The sequence below is a fragment of the Achromobacter sp. FW305-C-13 genome (assembly GCF_058783475.1).
The window spans coordinates 194134-210467 of record NZ_JBYSYN010000004.1 but is presented as its reverse complement, the minus strand read 5'-3'; the positions used below and the strand labels follow the sequence as shown (position 1 = coordinate 210467).

Here is a 16334-nt window from a genome sequence, read left to right as displayed (position 1 = left end):
CCGCGAGCGACGCCATCGGCGATTTGCGGCAGGGGGTAGTGTTCATGACGTTTACGCTGATCGTCGAGCAATTGCTGAACGGTCTTCAGTTTGGGTTGATGTTGTTTTTGATCGCGGCCGGGCTGACCCTGGTGTTCGGCATCATGGACATCATGAATCTGGCTCACGGCTCGCTCTACATGGCCGGCGCCTATGTTGCCGCTGAAACCATGCAGCGCACCGGTTCATTCACCGCCGCCGTCCTGGTGGCTGCCGTGGCGACCGGCGTGGTTGGCGTGGCGCTGGAACTGACGCTGATCCGCCGCCTGGCGCTGCGCGATCACCTGGCGCAGGTGCTGGGCACCTACGCCGTCATCCTGATCGCCAATGATCTCGTCAAGATGATCTGGGGCCCGGCCCCCGTCATGCTCAACATGCCGGCCGTGCTGTCCGGCCCGGTGCGCCTGTTGCCGGACCTGCTCTATCCCGCCTATCGCCTGATGATCATCGTGTTCGGCGTGGCCGCCGCCGCGGGGCTGTACTGGTTCGTGACGCGCACCCGCGCGGGCGTGCTGGTGCGGGCCGGCGCCTCCAACCGCCAGATGGCGACGCTGATGGGTGTGCGCGTGCCGCTGCTGTTCCTGGGCGTCTTCGTGCTGGGCGCCATGCTGGCCGCCGTCGCCGGGGCCCTGCTGGGGCCGATCACGTCGGTGCAGGTGGGCATGGGCGAAGAAATCCTGATCCTGGTGCTGGTGTGCATCGTGATCGGCGGGATCGGCTCGATCCGCGGCGCCTTCGTTGGCGCCCTGCTGGTGGGCATGGTGGACACGGCAGGGCGGGCCTTCCTGCCGATGCTGCTGCGCCAGGTTTTTTCTCCGGCTGTGGCCTCCAGCGTCGGTCCGACGTTGGCCGCCATCGCTATTTATGTATTGATGGCGGCTGTGCTGGTGTTCCGGCCCTCCGGCCTGTTTCCGGCGCGGGGTTGACGATGAGAACCACCATCTGGACCGTGGTCCTTCTGGCGGCGCTGGCGGTGTTTCCGCTGGTGGCGCCGGCGCTTGGCCTGGACTTCTACATTTCATTCGTGCGGCGCGTGCTGATCTACGCGCTGGCTGCGACCAGTCTCAACCTGATCCTGGGCTATGGCGGCATGGTGGCGCTGGGGCACGCCGCGTTCTTTGGCGCGGGCGCCTACGCGGTCGGCATCCTGGCGATGTCGGGCATCACGTCGGCGCTGATCGTCTGGCCGGTGGCGATGCTGCTGGCAGGCGTGCTGGCGGCCATCACGGGGGCGATTTCGCTGCGCACCCGCGGCGTGTACTTCATCATGATCACGCTGGCGTTCGCGCAGATGCTGTTCTACATCTTTATCTCGCTGCGCCAATACGGCGGCGAAGACGGGTTGAACCTGCCGGGCTATTCCACGCTGCCGGGCATCGATCTGTCCCATGACGTCAGCTTCTATTACCTGGTGCTGGTGTTGTTCGCGCTGCTCATGTGGGGGTTCAGCCGCGTGGTGTCCTCGCGCTTCGGCACGGCCCTGCAAGGTATCCGCGAGAACGAGTCGCGCATGGAATCCATGGGCTACCCGGTCTACCGCATCAAGCTGGCGGCCTTTACCTTGAGTGGGGCGGCGGCCGGCCTGGCTGGCGCCCTGCTGGCCAACCACAACCTGTTCATCTCGCCCAGCCTGATGCATTGGACGCAGTCGGCCAACTTGCTGATCATGGTGCTGGTGGGGGGTATCGGCTTGCGCTGGGGCGGTGTTGCCGGCGCGGTCGTGATGCTGACGCTGGAAGAAGTGCTGCGCCTGTGGACCGAATACTGGCACCTGCCGCTGGGCGTGCTGCTGCTGTGCGTGGTGTTCGGCGCGCCGCGCGGCCTGGTGGGCCTGTTCGGCCCATTGTTCGGCGGACGCGCCGCGGCCCAATCCGGCAAGGTGGGATCATGAATCCGTCTATCAACGCCACCGCGCCTGCGTTGCAGGCGACCGGGCTGGTCCGTCGTTTCGGCGCGCTGGTCGCCTCCGACAATGTGTCGCTGTCCTTGAACCCGGGCGAGATTCACGCCTTGATCGGCCCCAACGGCGCCGGCAAGTCGACGCTGATCCACCTGCTGTCCGGCACGCTGGCGGCCGATTCCGGCACGCTGACCGTGGGCGGGCGCGACGTCACTGGCATGAATGCGCATCAACGCGTGTCGGCCGGGCTGTCGCGGTCCTACCAGATCACCAATATCTTCAAGCAGTCCAGCGTGCTGGACAACCTGGTGCTGGCGGTGCAGGCGCACGCGGGCAGCAGCTTCCGATTCTGGAAACCGCGCGCGGCCGAATCCGCGCTATATGAACAGGCGCGCGAACTGGCCCGGGAATGCGCCATCGACGCCAGCCTGCTGGACCGCCCGGCGGGCACCTTGCCGCACGGCGAGCAGCGCAAGGTGGAGTTCGCGCTGGCGCTGGCCGCCCGGCCCAGCGTCCTGCTGCTGGACGAGCCCATGGCCGGCATGGGGCCGGACGAAACCGTCCGACTGACCGAATTGATCGAAACCCTGCGGGGCCGGGCCGCCATGCTGTTGGTCGAACACGATATGCAGGCGGTGTTCCGCCTGGCCGACCGCCTGTCGGTGCTGGTGTATGGCCGCGTCATCGCGACCGGCACCCCCGACGAGATCCGCGCCAACCCGGAAGTGCGGCAAGCCTACCTGGGCGACGAGGAGACGGCATGATGCTCACCATCGAATCGGCCCAGAGCGGCTACGGCGCCAGCCAGGTCCTGTTCGGCGTGGACCTGCAGATCGGCGCGGGGCAGGTCGTGACCTTGCTGGGCCGCAATGGCATGGGCAAGACCACGCTGCTGCGCACCCTGTTCGGGCAATTGCCGCTGCGTGGCGGCAAGATCCATTTTGCGGGGCAGGACATCAGCGGCTGGAGCCCGGACCGCATTGCCCGCGTCGGCGTGGCCATCGTCCCCGAAGGGCGGCAGTGCTTTCCCAACCTGACCGTGCGCGAGCACCTGACCGCCTTCGTCGCCGCGCGCAACCCCGATATCGGCGAACCCTGGACGCCCGAACGCGTCTTCGAACTTTTCCCCCGGCTGGCCGAACGCGCCCGCAACATGGGCAACCAGCTCTCGGGGGGCGAACAGCAGATGCTGGCCATCGGCCGGGCGCTGGTGACCAATCCCCGGCTGCTGATCCTGGACGAGGCCACGGAAGGCCTGGCGCCCAAGATCCGCGAAGAGATCTGGAACTGCCTGGCGCGCCTGCGCCAGGCAGGGCAGACCATCCTCGTCATCGACAAATATGTCGAAAGGTTGCTGAGCCTGGCGGATCAGCATGTCATCCTGGAGCGCGGCAAAGTCGTGTGGACGGGCGACTCGCGGGCGCTGGATGCCGACCGCGGCCTATGGGAACGCTATCTGGGCGTGTAGTAATAAAGCCGCATCGCCCGCGGGGTCACTCGTAAAAAATACGATATAAAACGCAATAAACCCGTATTTACATTGCTGAGCTGAAACTTAAGGTGTCTGGAACGCATCCAGACGTTTGTGCCTGTTTCATTTGACCCCGCTGTTCTCTACACTTAGCGCGCCTGACCCCTATCGTGCCTTCAGGGCGGGTACGCACGTCACGTCTTATCAAGCTGTCAGGAAGACTTCGCATGGCGAAATGGGGTTTGCGCAAAAAATCATTGATGGCGCTGCTGTTGGCATGCGTGATCGCCTTGGCGTCCGCCGCCGTGATCGGCTGGCTGGTGCTGGATGGGGTCCGAGACCACTTCGGGCGGGCATTCGCCGACAACTTCACGCAACTGAACCGCCAACGCATCCTGGCGCCGGTGTCGCGCGAACTGGCCCTGTCGCAACGCCTGGCCGACAGTGAAGTCACTCGCCGTTGGCTGCGCAATGAAAGCGATCCGGCCGCCCGCGAGCTCTTCTTCCGCGAAGCCGACGGCTACCGCCGCGATCTGCTGGGCCGGGCCTACTTCATCGCCAGCGCCGCCAGCGGGCACTACTACTTCAACGACGACCAGCCGCTGTCCGAAGCGCCGCGCTATACGCTGAGCCCGGGCGCTGCGGACGACGGCTGGTTCTACGCCACGCTGAAGTCGCCGGCCAAATACAACATCAACGTCAACCCCGACTTAAAGCTCAAGACCACCAAGGTCTGGATCAACGTGCAGGTGCGCGATGGCGACAAGGTCGTCGGCCTGACCGGCGCCGGCCTGGACGTGGGTGGCTTCCTGCGCGACTTCGTCAACAGCGGCCAGCCCGGCGTCACGCCCATCATCGTGGACGAAGAAGGCGCCATCCAGGCGCACATGGACGCGACCCTCATCGCCTACAACTCGGGCGCAAGCGGCGCGGCCGACGGCCGGGGCAGGGTGTTCAACCTGCTGGACGACGGCCCGGGGCGGGAGGAGTTGCGCTCGGCCATGCACGCGGCCCAGGCCGATCCGCAATCGGTGCAGTCCGCCTGGGTGAAGATGGACGGGACGCGCCAGCTGATGTCCGTGGCCTACATGCCCGAGCTGCACTGGCATGTGTTGACCGTCGTGGACCTGGGGGCGGCCCGCGTGCTGGACACCGGTTGGCTCTGGCCGGCGGCCATCGGCCTGGCGGTGCTGTTTGCCGCCATGCTGCTGTGCTTCGGCTATGCCATCGAGCGGTTGATGCTGCGCCCCTTGCGCCGCCTGCAGCAGTCGGCCCGCGCGATCGCGGACGGCAGCTACGACGTGCGCCTGCCCCCGGGCGGCCAAGACGAGATCGGCGACCTGAGCCGGGCCTTCGGCGTCATGGCCGACAAGGTCCGCCAGCACACGGCCGAACTGGAAACGAAGGTGCGCGAACGCACCTCCGAACTGGAAGACGCCAATCGCGCCATGGCCGCCGCGCACAAGAAGATCGGCGACTCCATCGACTACGCCAGCCTGATCCAGCGCGCCATCCTGCCGGACCGCCAACTGACGCAGTCCCTGGGCGCGCACCACTTCGTGCTGTGGAAGCCGCGCGACGTGGTGGGCGGCGACTTCTATGTCTTCCGCTCGGACGGCGTCAATTGCCTCTTGGGCATCATGGACTGCGCGGGCCACGGCGTGCCGGGTGCGCTGATGACCATGCTGGCGCGCGCCGCCATCGACCTGGCGATCACCGAGGTCGGCCCCGGCGATCCCGCAGGCGTGTTGACTCGCACCGACGCCGCCATTCGCGCCATGCTTGCGGATGCGCAATTGCCCCGGGCGCTGGCCACCAACACCGATGCGGGCCTGGTATATATTGACCGCCAGACCGGACGCCTGCGGTATGCGGGTGCGAAGATCAGCCTGTACGCCAGCGATGGCGATACCTTGCGCGAGATCCCCGGCGGCCGGCGCGCGCTGGGCGACAAACGCGCCGGGGTCTACGAGAATATCGAGCTGCAGATGGAGCCGGGCTGGACCTATTACCTGGCCACCGACGGCTTCCTGGACCAGGCGGGCGGCGAGCACGGATTCGGGTTCGGCAACACGCGTTTCGCGGATATGCTCAAGAGACACGCGCGGCAGCCGTTAACTGAACAGGCCGCCGCGTTTACCCAAGCGCTGGCCGAATATCAAGGTGGCCGTCCCCAGCGTGACGACATCACCTTGCTGTCTTTCCGTTTCGAATAAACGTTATCAGGGCGGTACCGCTATGAATGCCTCCGATCTCTACGCGCTGGGCGAACGGTTCAATCAGAACCGCACCCTGCTGTGCTTCAACGGGCCGATCTCCCGCAGCCTGATCGAGGAAATCGGCAACGCGCTCAAGAATTACCTGAACGCCGAACATGTGCGCCCGGCCGAAGCAATGGACGTGTTCTCGGTGTACATCGAGATGATCCAGAACATCCGCCAGTACGCTGCCGCCAACGGAGACGCCGAGGCCTCGGCCACCGTCGTGATCGGCCGCCGCGATGAAAGCCGCTACGTGGTGTCGGCGGGCAATCTGGTCAAGTCCGATGACGGCCATGCGCTGGTTGCCCGGATCCAGGAACTGGCCGCGCTGGACAAGGCGGCCCTGAAGGCTGAATACAAGACGCAGCTGCACAAGCCGCGCACCCAAGGCGTTGCCTCGGGCGCGGGTCTGGGGCTGATCGATATCGCCCGGCGCGCTGGCGCCCCGCTGGAAGCCAGCCTGACGCCCGCTGCGCAGGAAGGACAGGCGTTCTTCAGCCTGAGCGTAGTGATCTGAGGGCTCCGCAGGCATTCAAGAATTATTTTCGGAGTATTTGATGAAAGATCTGAACATTCCCGGGACGCAGTCCACGCCCGCCATCACCGCCGATGCCGCCGCCGGCGTGCTGGCGATGCGCGGCGACTCCTATCCCGAGAATTCCTTCGAACTGTTCGGACCCGTGATCGAGTGGGTCGAGGCGTATCTGCTGGGCACGACCGCCCCGCTGAGCCTGGAACTGGAACTGCTGTATCTGAACACCAGCAGCATCAAGTCCGTCATGGACATCTTCGACGTCCTCGAAGCGGCCCACGGCAAAGGCCGTCAGGTCAGCGTGACCTGGTTCTACGACAAGCGCAATGAACGCGTCGGCGAACTGGCCGAGGAATTCAAGGAAGACTGCACTTTTCCGTTCTCGGTGGTTGGCCGCGAATGAAACCGGGCGCCGCCGAGCTGGATCGACGCATCACCGAACTGCTGGCGGACCCCGCCTATGAAGGCCATCCGCTGCGCGAAGCGCTCGAGGCGCTGTGGCGGCATACGGCCGAGCAGATGGCCCGTATCGAACGCGTGACCCAGTTGTCGGATGCCTACCAGTCCATGGCGCACGAGCGCGAACTGGGCTTGTGCGACCAATTCGACCGGCAGTTGCGCCGATTGACCCGCATCGCACGGATCTCCGACCACTACCAGAACATGATGCGCGACCTGAACGCGGCGCTGGAAGAAACCTCCAGCCGCGATCCGCTGACCAGCCTGCTGAACCGTCGCGCCTTGATGGAAATGATCAAGCAGGAAGTCGAGCGCGCCTCGCGCAGCGGCGAGAGTTTTGTCGTCGCCATGCTGGACGTGGACCATTTCAAGGCGGTCAATGACCGCTATGGGCACGAGACGGGCGACCGCGCGCTGGTCGAGCTGGCCGGCGTGATGCGCGAGAGCCTGCGCGAATACGATTTGTGCGGACGTTGGGGCGGTGAGGAATTCCTGGTGCTGCTGCCCCACACGCAGCCCGACGCCGCCCAGGGCGTCATGGATCGGCTGGTCGGCGCGGTGCGCGGGCTGGCGGTGGCGGCGGGCGACGAGGTATTGCGGTTGACGGTCAGCATCGGCATGGCGCATCACCAGTTGGGAGAGACTTTCTCGGAAACGCTCAGTCGTGCTGACCAGGCGCTGTACCTGGCCAAGCAGGACGGCCGAGACCGCGTCACGCTTGGTTTTCCAAAGCGCTGAATGAAACCGGAACAGCTGTATTCCGGCATGGAGCCCCTTATGCTTGATACTCATGTAGGCGTTTCGAGCGCGGGCCCCCAGGGCGCCGCGTGGCATGCGGGCAATTACCTGACGTCGATGGATCGGGCGCTGCTGCTGTTCGATTTCGATGCGAGCAGCTCGCTGTCGAACGCCAACGCCAATTTCCTGGCTGCCGCGGGGTACACCCTGGAGGAGGCCCTGGCGCTGCGCCACGACATGCTGTGCGACAGCATGGACGAAGGCAAGGGCATCGCCAGCGGAGAACGCATCTGGGCCCGGCTGCTCCAGGGCGAGCATTTTTCGGGCACCTGCCGCTACCGCAAGAAGGACGGCGGATCGTTATGGATCGAGGCCACTTATCTGCCGTTGAAGGACGATGATGGCGAGGTCGTGCGCATTTCAGTCATCTCGCGCAAGTCGATTGCCGATGCCGAGCGGCAGGAAGAGATCCGCCTGCTGCTCCTGGGCATCAACGAAACCGGCAACGCCGTTGCGGTGTCCGGCAGTGATGGCCGCATCGTCTATGTGAACGACGGCTTCCAGCGCATGCTGGGCTTCGGCCGGGGCGATGCCGTGCACCAGGAACTGGGCGAACTGCTGGCCGGCGGCCGGCCCGACGGCGGCACCCGCGAAGAACTGGACCGCCGCATCGCCTGCCGCGAGGGGTACCACAAGGACGTGCTGGTCTACGACCGCTGCGGCAAGCCGCTATGGGTGTCGGTCATGGCCAACTCGGTCTTCGACGACCGGGGCACGCTCGTCAACATCGTGGACGTGCTGACCGACATCACCCCCACCAAGGTGCATGAAGTGCTGCAGCGCCGCGTGCTGCAGGCGATGGTGAACGAGGCCTCGGTCGTCGAGGTCATGAACATGGTGTGCCGCGAAGTCGAGCGCCTGGCGCCCGAAGTGGCTGCCACCGTGCTGCGCGTGGATGACACCGGCCACTTGCGCCCACTGGCGGCCCCGAGCATGCCGCCCGCCTATAGCGATGCGCTGGACGGCGTGAAGATAGGCCCGCAATCGGGCGCCTGCGGCACTTCCGCGTTTTTGGGCCGCCCCGTCATCGTGCCCGATATCGCCACCGACCCCCTGTGGGACGATTACCGCCACCTGCCGCTGCCCGACGACATCAAGGCCTGCTGGTCTTCGCCCATCAAATCCAGCGACGGGCGGGTGATCGGCACGTTCGGCTTCTACTTCCGCGAACGCCGCCTGCCCGACGACTTCCACCATCGCCTGGTGGATGTGTGCGTCTACCTGTGCGCGCTGGCGCTGGAACGCGAAGAAGCCCGCGCCCGCATCCGCCAACTGGCGTTCTACGACGAGCTGACCGGCCTGCCGAACCGCAACCTGCTGCTGGCCCAAGCCGAGCAGGCCCTGGCGCGCGCCGAACCGGAACGCAAGCGCGTGGCGGTGCTGTTCCTGGACCTGGACCGCTTCAAGCAGGTCAACGACACCCTGGGCCATCCCATCGGCGACGCCTTGCTGCGCGACGTGGCGCAGCGCTTGCGCCGCCTGGCGCGGGCGACCGACATCGTCGGCCGGCTGTCCGGCGACGAGTTCGTGATGATGATGCCGGACTTCGAGCACGGCCGGCTGACGGCCGCCGCCGAACACATCCTGGTGGCGCTGGCCCAGCCGTTCTCGGTGGGTGGCATCACCCTGAACCCGTCGGTCAGCATCGGCATCAGCGTGTTCCCGGAAAACGGGCGCGACATGGATACGTTGCTGCGCCATGCCGACATGGCGATGTACCAGGCCAAGACGGCGGGCCGCAACCGGATCTCTTTCTTCAGCGCGGAAATGAACCGCCAGGCGCAAGAACGCCTGGCGCTGGAAGCGGCTCTGCGCGACGCGCTGGAAGCCAAGGCGCTGCGCCTGCACTACCAGCCGCAGGTCGGCCTGAAGAACGGCAGCCTGTACGGGGTGGAAGCGCTGGCCCGCTGGCGCCACCCGACGCTCGGCGATATTTCGCCGGTGCGTTTCGTGCCGCTGGCCGAAGAGTGCGGACTGATTGGCGACCTGGGCGACTGGGCGCTGCGCGAGGCATGCTCGCAGTTGGCGACGTGGCGCAACAACGGATTGAAGGTGCCGTCGGTGTCGGTGAACCTGTCGGCCACGAATTTCCACAACCTGAACCTGCCCCGGATGATCGCGGCCACACTGGCCGAGTTCGGCCTGGCGCCTGCCGACCTGATGCTGGAGATCACCGAAGGCGTGGTCCTGGACGCTACGGCCGGCACGCTACGGACGATTGCCGAACTGCATCGCCTGGGCGTGCGCTTGTCGATGGACGACTTCGGAACGGGGTATTCCAGCCTGGGACATTTGCGGCGCCTGATCGTGGACGAACTGAAGCTGGATCGCAGCTTTGTCCAAGGCTTGGAAAGCGATGACGCGGCGCGGGCATTGACGAGCGCCGTCATTCGGATCGGAGAGAGCTTGAGCCTGCCGGTGGTAGCCGAAGGCGTCGAGAATGAGGAACAGCGGCGGTTCTTGATCGAGCAGGGGTGTGCGGCGGGGCAGGGGTTTCTGTTTTCGCCGCCGTTGCCGGCTAAGGAATTGGAGGAGTGGCTTCGGGGGAGGGCTTGACGGCGTTTTGTGTTGTCGCGGGCGTGGGTTCTTGAGACGCCCGGGGCGTCGGCGGCCTGCGGGGCGCGGGTCAACGATTGCGGTCCGGAGCCTTCGCTCCGGACTGCCCCCTCGTCATCTTCGTTGTTGCCTGCGGCAACTGCCTTCAGATTCCCTCGGGCTTATCGACGCCCCGCGCCCCGCAGGCCACCGTCGCCCCGGGCTCTGTCAGTTGCACGATGGCGTCAGCAGGGGAGAACGGGTTTCTTAAGGTTCTCTCCACCGGTGTTTGGGTGGTGGAGGATCTTGCGGGGCCCGCTCCCGGCCGGCCGCGCGGGCGGCCTCGGGGAGCTTACGCGTCGTCTTGCGTCGTGAAGATGTGGTTTGGGTTTGAGGTACTTTGCCCCTACGTATCTGTCCATGCACCGTAGGATGGGTGGAGTGCGTACCGGTCGGCATAGGCACGCGAATGTATGCCGCACGTAACCCATCATCCATGCATGCCACCCCGATGGGTTACGCGCGACAGGCGTCATCATCCTAATGACGGATGTGCCGCGCTCCACCCATCCTACGAATGACGAACGCCACCCGTCGCTCCTCCCCACCCGCGCGCGAGCGACCACCACCCCAACGACACCAGACGCGTATGCCGATTGGCGCCGCCCGGGCGGCGCCAATCGGCGGGCCCGCAGCACTCGTCAGTAAACAGCGGCCTAACAGCGCCTCGACCCAAGACTTCCGTAGCTTGTCGGCGCTGTCGGCGTGACGGCGCGCAACCTTGATGCGCCCGAGGGAATCCGAAGGGAGCCGAAGGCGGACGAGGATGACGACGGGGCAGTCCGGAGCGAAGGCTCCGGACCGCAATCGTGGGCGCGCGCCGTCACGCCGACAGCGCCGATGGGCGACCTACGAGAACCTACAACGCCGTTAACCGCCCCACGCCCCGTCCCCCATTCCCCAAAGCCCTAATAGATTTCCCCCATTTGCGATCCCCCCACTTCAGGTATATATTTCAAGCCTAAACTATCCAGACCTAAATATCCGCGGCGCCCCGCTCCCGATAAACGAGCGACTGTCGCGTACCTCGGAGCGTTACGGCAATGAAAATAGTCTGCATCGGCGGTGGTCCCGCCGGCCTGTATTTCGGTCTGCTGATGAAATTGCAGAACCCCGCGAACGAAATCACCGTCATCGAACGCAACCGGCCGTATGACACCTTCGGCTGGGGCGTGGTGTTTTCGGATGCCACCATGCAGAACCTGCGTGAAGCAGACCCCGTTTCCGCCCAGACCATCGGCGATGCGTTCAACCATTGGGACGACATCGACATCAACTTCAAGGGCCGCAGCATCCGCAGCAGCGGCCATGGCTTCATCGGCATCGGCCGCAAGAAGCTCTTGAACATCCTGCAGGCGCGTTGCGAAGACGTCGGCGTCAAGCTGGTGTTCGAGAACTTCGTCCAGGACGACCAGGCCATCGCCCGCGAATACGACGCTGACCTCGTCATTGCCTCCGACGGCATCAACAGCCAGATCCGTACCCGTTACGCTGATACCTTCCACCCCGACATCGACCAGCGCCGCTGCCGCTTCGTCTGGCTGGGCACCAAAAAAGTATTCGACGCGTTCACCTTTGCTTTCGTACAGACCGAGCACGGCTGGTTCCAGGCTCACGCCTACCGTTACGAAGACGGCATGTCCACCTTCATCGTGGAAACGCCCGAGGAAACCTGGCAGGCCGCCGGCATCGAGCAGATGAGCCAGGAAGAGGGCATCGCCTACTGCGAAAAGCTGTTCGCGCCCTGGCTGGACGGCAATGCGCTGATCAGCAACGCCTCGCACCTGCGCGGCTCGGCCATCTGGATCCGCTTCCCGCGCGTCATCTGCAACACCTGGGTGCACTGGAACACGCTGGAGACCGCTCGCGGCCAGCGCCGCGTGCCCGTCGTGCTGATGGGCGACGCCGCCCACACTGCCCACTTCTCCATCGGCTCCGGCACCAAATTGGCGCTGGAAGACTCCATCGAGCTTGCCCGCTGCTTGAGCGGCGCGGAAGGCAGCGTGGAAGCCGGCCTGAAGCACTACGAGGAAGTGCGCAGCGTGGAAGTGCTGAAGATCCAGAACGCCGCCCGCAATTCCACCGAATGGTTCGAAAACGTCGAGCGTTACGCGGAACTGGAACCCGAGCAATTCGCCTACTCGCTGCTGACCCGTTCGCAGCGCATCTCGCACGAAAACCTGCGCTTGCGCGATCCCGCCTGGCTGGAAGGCTTCGAACGCTGGATCGCGGAGCGCGCCGGCGCACCGGCGGCAGCCGGCAAGCGTCCCGCCATCCCGATGCTGACGCCGTACCAGGTGCGTGGAGTGCGGCTGAAGAACCGCATCCTGGTGTCGCCGATGGCCATGTATTCCTGCTCCGACGGCGTCCCGGGCGACTTCCACCTGGTGCACCTGGGCGCGCGCGCCATGGGTGGCGCCGGCCTGGTCATGGTTGAAATGACCTGCGTGTCGCCCGACGGCCGCATCACCCCGGGCTGCCCGGGGCTGTGGAACGACGAGCAGACCCAGGCCTTTGCCCGCATCGTCAATTTTGTGCACGGCAACAGCGACGCCCGCATCGGGGTGCAGTTGGGCCACGCCGGGCGCAAGGGTTCAACCCAGCTGGGCTGGCAGAAGATCGACCACCCGCTGGCCGAAGGCAACTGGCCGCTGCTGTCGGCCTCCGCCTTGCCCTACATCGAAGGCGTGTCGCAGACGCCGCGCGCCATGACGCGCGCCGACATGGATGCGGTGCGCGACAACTTCGTGGCCGCCGCCCGCCGCGCCACCGAAGCCGGCTTCGACTGGCTGGAACTGCACTGCGCCCACGGCTACCTGCTGTCCAGCTTCATCTCGCCGCTGACCAACCGCCGCGAAGACGAATACGGCGGCAGCCTGGAGAACCGCCTGCGCTTCCCGCTGGAAGTCTTCCACGCCGTGCGCGCCGTGTGGCCCGAAGACAAGCCCATGTCCGTGCGGATTTCCGCCAGCGACTGGGTCGAAGGCGGCATCACCGCAGACGACGCGGTAGAGATCGCGCGCCACTTCAAGGCGGCCGGCGCCGACATGATCGATTGCTCGTCGGGCCAGGTCAGCAAGGAAGAAAAGCCCGTCTACGGCCGCATGTTCCAGACCCCGTTCGCCGACCGCGTGCGCAACGAAGCCGGCATCCCCACCATCGCGGTGGGCGCCATCTTCGAAGCCGACCATGCCAACGGCATCATCGCTTCGGGCCGCGCCGACCTGTGCGCCCTGGCGCGTCCCCATCTGGCCGACGCCTCCTGGACGCTGCGCGAAGCGGCGCGGGTGGGTTATACCGACGTGGCCTGGCCCAGCCAGTACTTCGCCGGCAAGCGCCAGCTGGAAACCAATTTCGAACGCGCCGCTGCCATGGCGCAACTGGATATCAAATGACGACTTCCCCGCAACCCCTTGCCGGGCGCCATGCGCTGGTGACGGGCGGCGCCCGCGGCATCGGCCTGGCCAGCGCGCGTTCGCTCCTGGCGCGCGGCGCGCGCGTCACGCTGCTGGGCCGCGACGGCGCGTCCCTGGAGGCGGCCGCCGACAGCCTGGCCAGCCTGGGCCAGGTGCAGACCGTCAGCGCGGACATCGCCGACGAAGCCTCGGTGCGCGCGGCGTTCGCGCAGGCCGAAGTGGAATTCGGCCCGGTGCTGGTGCTGGTGAACAACGCCGGCCAGGCGGTGAGCCAGCGCTTTGACCGCACCGACGCGGCGCTCTGGCAGCAGATGATCGCCGTCAACCTGACGGGCACGTTCCACTGCATCCAGGCGGCGTTGCCCGGCATGCTGCAGGAAAAGTGGGGGCGGGTGATCAACGTGGCCAGCACGGCGGGCCTGATCGGCTATGGCTATGTCAGCGCCTACTGCGCCGCCAAGCACGGCGTGATCGGCCTGACCCGGTCGCTGGCGCTGGAAACGGCGCAGAAGGGCGTCACCGTGAATGCGGTGTGCCCCGGCTACACCGAAACCGACATCGTGCGTGGCGCGGTGACCAATATTGTGGACAAGACCGGCATGACGCCGGAAGCCGCCCGGGCCAAGCTGGCCGAGCGCAACCCGCAGGGCCGCCTGGTGCAGCCTGAGGAAGTGGCCGAGACGGTGGCCTGGCTGGCGCTGCCGGCGTCCGCCTCCATCAACGGCCAGGCGATCGCCGTGGATGGCGGCGAAGTGATGACCGGCTGAGGCCGGCGCGACCCATCAACCCCAGGATAACGAACGGAGACACCATGAGCACCCAGTCCGAAGAGCACACCATGAAGCACCACAAGCGTCCGTTGGCCGGCTATCAGGCCAAGACGTTCCTGTGGCAGGTGTCGGCCGACGGCAAGATCGGAACCGTCACCCTGAACCGACCGGAACGCAAGAACCCGTTGACGTTCGACTCCTACGCCGAACTGCGCGACTTATTCCGCTCGCTGGTGTATGCCACGGACGTCAAGGTCGTGGTCGTGACGGGCGCGGGCGGCAACTTCTGCTCGGGTGGCGACGTGCACGAGATCATCGGTCCGCTGACCAAGATGACCATGCCGGAACTGCTGGACTTCACGCGCATGACGGGTGACCTCGTCAAGGCCATGCGCGCCTGCCCGCAGCCCATCGTGGCCGCGGTGGACGGCGTTTGCGCCGGCGCGGGCGCGATGGTGGCGCTGGCGTCCGACATGCGCCTGGGCACCCCGGCCGCGCGTACCGCCTTCCTGTTCACGCGGGTGGGCCTGGCAGGCGCCGACATGGGCGCGTGCACTTTGCTGCCGCGCATGATCGGCCAGGGCCGCGCCTCTGAACTGCTGTACACCGGCCGCGCCATGACGGCCGACGAGGGTGCCAGCTGGGGCTTTTTCAATGCCCTGCATGACGCCGACAAGCTGGGCGAAGCCGCCCAGACGCTGGCCGCGCAATTGGCCGCGGGTCCGACGTTCGCCCACGGCGTCACCAAGAAGCTGCTGCATCAGGAATGGAATATGGGCGTGGACGAAGCCATCGAGGCCGAAGCCGAGGCGCAGGCCATCTGCATGCAGACGCGCGACTTCCACCGTGCCTACGAGGCCTTCGTGGCCAAGCAGAAGCCGGTCTTCGAGGGGAACTGATGATGCGTGACGCTAGCTGGCTGGACTGGCCCTTTTTTGACGACGCGCACCGCAAGCTGGCGCATGACGTCGACGCCTGGTGCGAGAAATCGTTGGGCGACGTGGATCATCACGACGCGGATGCGGCGTGCAAGAAACTGGTGAAGGCCATGGGCCAGGCCGGCTGGCTGCGCTACGCGGTTGCGGGCGGCCCCGGTGGCGCCTGGGGCGGCGCGCTGTCGGAAGTGGATTCCCGCGCCGTGTGCATCCTGCGCGAAACGTTCGCCCGCCATGAAGGGCTGGCCGATTTCGCGTTTGCGATGCAGGGCCTGGGCAGCGGCGCCATCTCGCTGATGGGCTCGGACGAGCTGCGCCAGCGCTACCTGCCGCGCGTGGCAAGCGGCGAGAAGATCGCCGCCTTCGCGCTGTCCGAACCGGACGCCGGGTCGGACGTGGCCGCCTTGGCCTGCGAAGCCAGGCTGGACGGCGACCACTATGTGCTGAACGGCGCCAAGACCTGGATTTCCAACGGCGGCATCGCCGACTTCTACGTCGTCTTCGCCCGTACCGGCGAGGCGCCGGGCGCGCGCGGTATCAGCGCGTTCGTCGTGGATGCCGACACCCCGGGTTTCGAGGTCAGCGAGCGCATCGAACTGATCGCACCGCATCCGCTGGCCACGATCACCTTCGACAACTGCCGCATCCCGGTGTCGCATCGCCTGGGCGACGCGGGCCAGGGTTTCAAGCTGGCCATGATGACGCTGGACATCTTCCGCGCATCGGTGGCGGCGGCCGCGCTGGGCTTTGCCCGCCGGGCGCTGGATGAAGGGTTGGCGCGCGCCAAGTCGCGCCGCATGTTCGGCCAGACCCTGGCCGACCTGCAACTGACGCAAGCCGCGCTGGGCGACATGGCGACCGCCATCGATGCCTCGGCGCTGTTGACGTACCGCGCCGCGTGGATGCGCGACGTGCAGAAACTGCGCACCACGCGTGAAGCGGCGATGGCCAAGATGATGGCCACGGAGTCGGCGCAGACCGTGATCGACCGCGCGCTCCAGATGTTCGGGGGCGCGGGGGTAGTGTCGGGGATGCCGGTGGAGAAGCTTTACAGGGAAATCAGAGCGCTGCGTATCTACGAAGGCGCCACCGAAGTGCAGAAGTTGATCATCGCCCGTGAATTGCTGAAGGCATAAGGGGCCATCGAGCCCTCGCCAT

13 protein-coding genes are annotated in these 16334 nt (G+C 66.0%); all 13 read left to right on the top strand.

Annotation, left to right across the window (positions count from 1 at the left end; genetic code table 11):
• The first annotated feature begins 44 nt into the window (after positions 1–44).
• The 13 genes from AC3WMU_RS24600 to AC3WMU_RS24540 all read left to right on the top strand — a co-directional run bounded on the left by AC3WMU_RS24600 (position 45) and on the right by AC3WMU_RS24540 (position 16312).
• A complete protein-coding gene (locus AC3WMU_RS24600) occupies positions 45–965 on the top strand; it encodes a branched-chain amino acid ABC transporter permease (RefSeq protein ID WP_006228038.1) in 921 nt (306 codons plus the stop codon).
• Between the two features lie 2 nt (positions 966–967).
• Positions 968–1930, top strand: a complete 963-nt coding sequence (locus AC3WMU_RS24595; protein ID WP_006228039.1) for a branched-chain amino acid ABC transporter permease — start codon at positions 968–970, stop codon at positions 1928–1930.
• Positions 1927–2703, top strand: a complete 777-nt coding sequence (locus AC3WMU_RS24590; protein WP_492283087.1) for an ABC transporter ATP-binding protein — start codon at positions 1927–1929, stop codon at positions 2701–2703. The genes AC3WMU_RS24595 and AC3WMU_RS24590 overlap by 4 nt, the downstream gene beginning before the upstream one ends.
• On the top strand, positions 2703–3407 hold the full coding sequence (locus tag AC3WMU_RS24585; RefSeq protein ID WP_006228042.1) for an ABC transporter ATP-binding protein: 705 nt from the start codon (positions 2703–2705) through the stop codon (positions 3405–3407). The genes AC3WMU_RS24590 and AC3WMU_RS24585 overlap by 1 nt, the downstream gene beginning before the upstream one ends.
• A gap of 230 nt (positions 3408–3637) precedes the next feature.
• Positions 3638–5626 (top strand): biofilm regulation protein phosphatase SiaA, encoded by a 1989-nt coding sequence (gene siaA / locus AC3WMU_RS24580; RefSeq protein ID WP_006228043.1) that lies wholly within the window; start codon positions 3638–3640, stop codon positions 5624–5626.
• Between the two features lie 22 nt (positions 5627–5648).
• Positions 5649–6188 (top strand): biofilm regulation protein kinase SiaB, encoded by a 540-nt coding sequence (gene siaB / locus AC3WMU_RS24575; protein ID WP_006228044.1) that lies wholly within the window; start codon positions 5649–5651, stop codon positions 6186–6188.
• Between the two features lie 40 nt (positions 6189–6228).
• Positions 6229–6606, top strand: a complete 378-nt coding sequence (siaC, locus tag AC3WMU_RS24570; protein ID WP_006228045.1) for a biofilm regulation phosphoprotein SiaC — start codon at positions 6229–6231, stop codon at positions 6604–6606.
• A complete protein-coding gene (gene siaD, locus AC3WMU_RS24565; protein WP_006228046.1) occupies positions 6603–7400 on the top strand; it encodes a biofilm regulation diguanylate cyclase SiaD in 798 nt (265 codons plus the stop codon). Before siaC ends, siaD begins: the two co-directional genes overlap by 4 nt.
• 39 nt (positions 7401–7439) lie before the next feature.
• Positions 7440–10016, top strand: coding sequence for a sensor domain-containing protein (locus AC3WMU_RS24560; RefSeq protein WP_081534441.1), 2577 nt, complete (start codon positions 7440–7442; stop codon positions 10014–10016).
• Between the two features lie 1082 nt (positions 10017–11098).
• Entirely contained in the window at positions 11099–13450 is a 2352-nt protein-coding gene (locus AC3WMU_RS24555) for a bifunctional salicylyl-CoA 5-hydroxylase/oxidoreductase (RefSeq protein WP_424626623.1), read from the top strand.
• Positions 13447–14238, top strand: a complete 792-nt coding sequence (locus tag AC3WMU_RS24550; protein ID WP_006226609.1) for an SDR family NAD(P)-dependent oxidoreductase — start codon at positions 13447–13449, stop codon at positions 14236–14238. The genes AC3WMU_RS24555 and AC3WMU_RS24550 overlap by 4 nt, the downstream gene beginning before the upstream one ends.
• Before the next feature lie 44 nt (positions 14239–14282).
• A complete protein-coding gene (locus AC3WMU_RS24545; protein ID WP_006226610.1) occupies positions 14283–15140 on the top strand; it encodes an enoyl-CoA hydratase family protein in 858 nt (285 codons plus the stop codon).
• 2 nt (positions 15141–15142) lie between these two features.
• A complete protein-coding gene (locus AC3WMU_RS24540) occupies positions 15143–16312 on the top strand; it encodes an acyl-CoA dehydrogenase family protein (protein ID WP_280030016.1) in 1170 nt (389 codons plus the stop codon).
• Positions 16313–16334 lie beyond the last annotated feature (22 nt).

Bases quoted from the DNA above. Each gene is read 5' to 3' on its own strand.
- AC3WMU_RS24600 (WP_006228038.1), top strand. From the start codon at position 45: ATGACGTTTACGCTGATCGTCGAGCAATTGCTGAACGGTCTTCAGTTT.
- siaD (WP_006228046.1), top strand. From the start codon at position 6,603: ATGAAACCGGGCGCCGCCGAGCTGGATCGACGCATCACCGAACTGCTG.
- AC3WMU_RS24595 (WP_006228039.1), top strand. From the start codon at position 968: ATGAGAACCACCATCTGGACCGTGGTCCTTCTGGCGGCGCTGGCGGTG.
- AC3WMU_RS24555 (WP_424626623.1), top strand. From the start codon at position 11,099: ATGAAAATAGTCTGCATCGGCGGTGGTCCCGCCGGCCTGTATTTCGGT.
- AC3WMU_RS24590 (WP_492283087.1), top strand. From the start codon at position 1,927: ATGAATCCGTCTATCAACGCCACCGCGCCTGCGTTGCAGGCGACCGGG.
- AC3WMU_RS24545 (WP_006226610.1), top strand. From the start codon at position 14,283: ATGAGCACCCAGTCCGAAGAGCACACCATGAAGCACCACAAGCGTCCG.
- siaB (WP_006228044.1), top strand. From the start codon at position 5,649: ATGAATGCCTCCGATCTCTACGCGCTGGGCGAACGGTTCAATCAGAAC.
- siaC (WP_006228045.1), top strand. From the start codon at position 6,229: ATGAAAGATCTGAACATTCCCGGGACGCAGTCCACGCCCGCCATCACC.
- AC3WMU_RS24540 (WP_280030016.1), top strand. From the start codon at position 15,143: ATGCGTGACGCTAGCTGGCTGGACTGGCCCTTTTTTGACGACGCGCAC.
- AC3WMU_RS24585 (WP_006228042.1), top strand. From the start codon at position 2,703: ATGCTCACCATCGAATCGGCCCAGAGCGGCTACGGCGCCAGCCAGGTC.
- AC3WMU_RS24550 (WP_006226609.1), top strand. From the start codon at position 13,447: ATGACGACTTCCCCGCAACCCCTTGCCGGGCGCCATGCGCTGGTGACG.
- AC3WMU_RS24560 (WP_081534441.1), top strand. From the start codon at position 7,440: ATGCTTGATACTCATGTAGGCGTTTCGAGCGCGGGCCCCCAGGGCGCC.
- siaA (WP_006228043.1), top strand. From the start codon at position 3,638: ATGGCGAAATGGGGTTTGCGCAAAAAATCATTGATGGCGCTGCTGTTG.